Here is a 458-nt window from a genome sequence, read left to right as displayed (position 1 = left end):
ATCACAGGCACCTCAATAGCCGTGTACGAGTTTAGTATCGATGGTGGCAGCTGGGAGATGAACACGCCAAACGATGGCACTTATACCTTTACCGATGTGGCAGCAGGAGAACATACCATAACAGTAAGAGATATTTTAGGTTGTGGTGAAGCCATCCTAACCATTATGGTGATGGATTACCCACAGTACTTTACACCAAATGGCGATGGTTACCACGACACCTGGAACATTTATGGCATAGGCGACCAGCCAGATGCTATAATCTATATCTTTGATCGTTTTGGAAAACTGTTAAAACAACTGAGCCCAACAGGCGCAGGATGGGATGGAACTTACAATGGTAACCCAATGCCAACAAGCGATTACTGGTTTACTGTAGAATACAGAGAACCAGGCACAGACCAAAAGAAATCGGTTCGTGCGCATTTTACGCTTAAACGCTAAAATAAAAAACAACT

Annotated in this window: 1 protein-coding gene; it reads left to right on the top strand. The window is 43.7% G+C overall.

Annotation, left to right across the window (positions count from 1 at the left end; translation table 11 throughout):
- A partial coding sequence (locus ACVC43_RS00255) for a T9SS type B sorting domain-containing protein (protein WP_452222567.1) occupies nt 1-444 on the top strand: 444 nt, incomplete at its 5' end.
- Between the last annotated feature and the right edge of the window lie 14 nt (nt 445-458).

The organism is Lacinutrix chionoecetis (assembly GCF_053604665.1).
The sequence above is the reverse complement of the archived record's forward strand: the minus strand, read 5'-3'. Positions and strand labels throughout refer to the sequence as shown.